Genomic DNA, 3,059 nt, shown 5'->3' on the forward strand with positions numbered 1-3,059 from the left:
CCCCCAACCCGCTAGATCGCGTCCTCGTGCTCGACGTCGTCAGTTGGTCTTCACATCGTGCTGTCATCTCGGTCCCGAGCGATTCATGGCTGAGAAGCAGTGAAGTAGGACTCGGGGGCTGCCCTGGCCCTGACGTCCGCCGCCCACCGGTGACCCCACCAGCGACGGCTGGTGGCCCGCGCTGCCAGGGTGGCGACGTCGTGGTCCATGCGACACGACACGATCACCGCACCGTTGCGCCGCGCGAGGTGACGCGCTGCGGCGCAGCCGTCGTGGCCTGCGACGCTGGCCTGGCTGGCGGCGAGGGCGGACAGGTCAGCTGCGGCGGTGGCCCGGTGTCGAACCGCGACCAGACCCGCCATCTCGGTGACGACCAGCGTGACCAGCACGACGACAGAAGACGCGATCACCGCGTGGACCGTGGCCGAGCCGCGGTCGTGTGAACGCCGGGACGTCACGGCGACTCCACGGCGGCCGACGCCTCAGCCTCGACCTTCTGGGCGCCGATTCCGGAGAAGAACGGCAGTGGCATCCGAGACGTGGCGCGCACCGACACCGTGGCGACCCCTTCGGACAGGTCGACCTCGACGTGTGCGCCATGCGGCGCGTGCCGGCGGGCGGCCGTCTGAGCCGTGCCGACGGATTCGCCCCGAGCGACCAGCCGAGCGCCTTCTCGAGCGGCGTCGGTGAGTCGGACCTGGGTGAGCCCGAGCGAGACGACCCACACCAAGAGCAACGTCAGGGCGAAGCCGAACGGCGCAACGGTGGCGAGCTCAGCCGTGACCATGCCGCGCTCCGTGCGAGGACTGGTGGTCATGAGAATTTCCTTTCGGTGTTCTGACAGGGCCGGAGCGGCTGACGGGCCGCCCCGGCCCGGTCGGGTCAGAACGGCAACAGGTCCGGGATCTTTTCGATCACTTCCTTGACCAGATCGCCGAACCACTTGGACTGGCCGATCTTCACCAGCACACCGCCGACGGTGCAGGCGCCGAGCGTGCCGACCGAGTACTCGACCGTGGACATGCCGCGCTCCGTGGCGCGACCGATGATGTTCCGCATGATGGGTGAACCTCTCGTTGGGGACTGACACCCAGAAGATGGGCTCGCGGGATCGACTTCTGCGAAGGAATCGACCGGCTGGGGACGACCGGCCGTCGTCGCCACGCGATGTGGACAGTGCCCGATCGGGATGGGGCGTCACAGCTGGATGTTCGACGCGACCGCGATGATCGTCGGGACGATGCCGATCAGCAGGAAAGCCGGCATGAAGCACAGGCCGAGTGGTGCGGCGGTGCGCACCCCCACCCGGCGCGCTCGCTCCCGATGGGCGGCGTGTTGCTCACGCCGAGTGTCCAGCGCCACGGCCGCGATGACGTCGGCCACGGGCACGCCTGATTGATCAGCACGGCGCAGGGCTCTGGCCAGCGGGAGCAGCGGACCGTTGACGTCCGACACTGCCGCCTCCAGGTCGCCAGCCACGACCATCCGATGCGCCACCGCCGACAAGTCGGGTCCCAACGGGTCGGGTGTGACCTCGGCAGCGAGCGCCAGCGCTGATCCCGGTGGTCGTCCCGCCTCCAGCGCGGCGGTCACCAGGTCCAGCGCTCCGGGCAGCTGACGCCGAGCCATGGCCTCCCGTCGCCTCGTCGAGGCGCTCTCCAGTCGACCTGCGGCGGAGTGGACCGCAGGCGCGGCCAGGGCGCCGATGACCAGTCCGACTGGCCATCCCAGCAGGAGCACCGCAGCCACCGGCGTGAGGGCGGCGGCGACCAGTCTCTGGTCTGGTGTGCTCGACGAGGTTCGCGGCGGAGCCCACAGCAACCGCGCGCGACGGTGCGCCCCGGAAGGAAGCAGACACCAGACGGCCAACGCGGCGAGCACGGCGGCACTCACTGATCGGCCCCCGAAGCGACCTTCTCGACCCACAGCACCCCAACGCTGGCGAAACCGACACCCAGCACCAGGCAGACACCGCCGATCGTGGTCGCCAACAACACGTGCACAGGATCGCCTCCCATGCCGGCACCCAGCGCCAGCCCGAAAGTCGGCAGCATCGCCATGAGTCGCGCCGTCGCCCGCGCGGGTGCCAGCTCGGCGCTGACCTCGGCAGCCAGGTCGAGGTCGTCCCGGGCGCGGTCGGCGAGTCGGGTGAGAACCCCTGCCAAGGGAGCCCCGGAGCGATCGGCCACTGCCCACGCCGACGCGAAGTCCCCCAGCAGCTCGGCGCCGGGCTGGCGACTGTCGTGTCGCAACGCCGCGACGACGTCAGCACCGTGCGTGGCAGCGCGCGCCGCACCCACCAAGAGGTCGACCTCGTCGGCGGCCGACTGGAGGGCCGACTCGGCCAGAGCCCCTGCGCGCAGTTCAGCCGCCACGAGCGACAGGCCCTCGACGGCCGCGCGACGACGTAGTCCCGCACGGGTGCGCGCCCGGGTGCCGGCCACGACCCGTACGCCCGTCACCCCTCCGATCGCTGCTGCCACGGCGACCAAGACGTGGGAACCACCGAACCCGACCAGCATCGCGACTCCGATGACAGCGACCACGGAAACCAGAGCCCGCTTCGACACGGGTCGGCAAGGACGCGACAGGCCGAGCCGGTGACGCATCTGGCGTGCTCCCGAAGGCCAGCCCAGCTCAGTCGCGATCGCCACGGCCACCACCGCGAGGGCCGTCACCCGAGCAGCGCCCGGTATGGCTCGGCGGCCGGCCCATCGCGCGCGACCCCATCGACGAACGTGACCGCGGGTACAGCTCGGACCCACGAGGAGGAGCCATGATCGGACTCCAGCAACGCGATCTCGCGCGTGCGGCGCGTGCCGCTGGCATCGCGGCCCAGATGAACCACGAGATCGACGCCGGCAGCCAGCTGGCTGTGCACCGCATCGCGCACCAAGCCGGCCGCGACTCCGAGCGCCTCGAAGCGCGCCGGCACGTCGGCCGCTGAGTTGGCATGCAACGTGCCGCAGCCGCCCTCGTGCCCGGTGTTGAGCGCAGCGAGCAGGTCGACGACCTCCGCCCCGCGGACCTCGCCGACCACCAGTCGGTCGGGGCGCATG

At 70.9% G+C, this 3,059-nt stretch carries 6 protein-coding genes; all 6 read right to left on the reverse strand.

Annotation, left to right across the window (positions count from 1 at the left end):
* Positions 1–83: 83 nt before the first annotated feature.
* Positions 84–458, reverse strand: a complete 375-nt coding sequence (locus WB508_RS12050) for an Rv3654c family TadE-like protein (protein WP_423845125.1) — start codon at positions 456–458, stop codon at positions 84–86.
* A complete protein-coding gene (locus WB508_RS12055; protein WP_423845126.1) occupies positions 455–817 on the reverse strand; it encodes a TadE family type IV pilus minor pilin in 363 nt (120 codons plus the stop codon). Before WB508_RS12055 ends, WB508_RS12050 begins: the two co-directional genes overlap by 4 nt.
* A 65-nt stretch (positions 818–882) precedes the next feature.
* Positions 883–1,059 carry a DUF4244 domain-containing protein gene (locus tag WB508_RS12060; protein WP_423845127.1) on the reverse strand — a complete coding sequence of 59 codons (177 nt, stop codon included), beginning with the start codon at positions 1,057–1,059 and terminating at the stop codon, positions 883–885.
* Between the two features lie 138 nt (positions 1,060–1,197).
* A complete protein-coding gene (locus WB508_RS12065) occupies positions 1,198–1,749 on the reverse strand; it encodes a type II secretion system F family protein (RefSeq protein WP_423845128.1) in 552 nt (183 codons plus the stop codon).
* Positions 1,750–1,889: 140 nt separating this feature from the next.
* Positions 1,890–2,678, reverse strand: a complete 789-nt coding sequence (locus WB508_RS12070; protein WP_423845129.1) for a type II secretion system F family protein — start codon at positions 2,676–2,678, stop codon at positions 1,890–1,892.
* Positions 2,675–3,059: ATPase, T2SS/T4P/T4SS family (locus WB508_RS12075; protein ID WP_423845130.1), on the reverse strand; the 385-nt coding region annotated here is incomplete at its 5' end. The genes WB508_RS12070 and WB508_RS12075, both read right to left, overlap by 4 nt.

Source organism: Aeromicrobium sp., from assembly GCF_049586495.1.
Taxonomy (GTDB): Bacteria; Actinomycetota; Actinomycetes; order Propionibacteriales; family Nocardioidaceae; genus Aeromicrobium.

What these genes read in the sequence shown, in the direction of transcription:
- WB508_RS12060 (WP_423845127.1), bottom strand. Translation starts at nt 1,059, where the DNA reads ATGCGGAACATCATCGGTCGCGCCACGGAGCGCGGCATGTCCACGGTC.
- WB508_RS12055 (WP_423845126.1), bottom strand. Translation starts at nt 817, where the DNA reads ATGACCACCAGTCCTCGCACGGAGCGCGGCATGGTCACGGCTGAGCTC.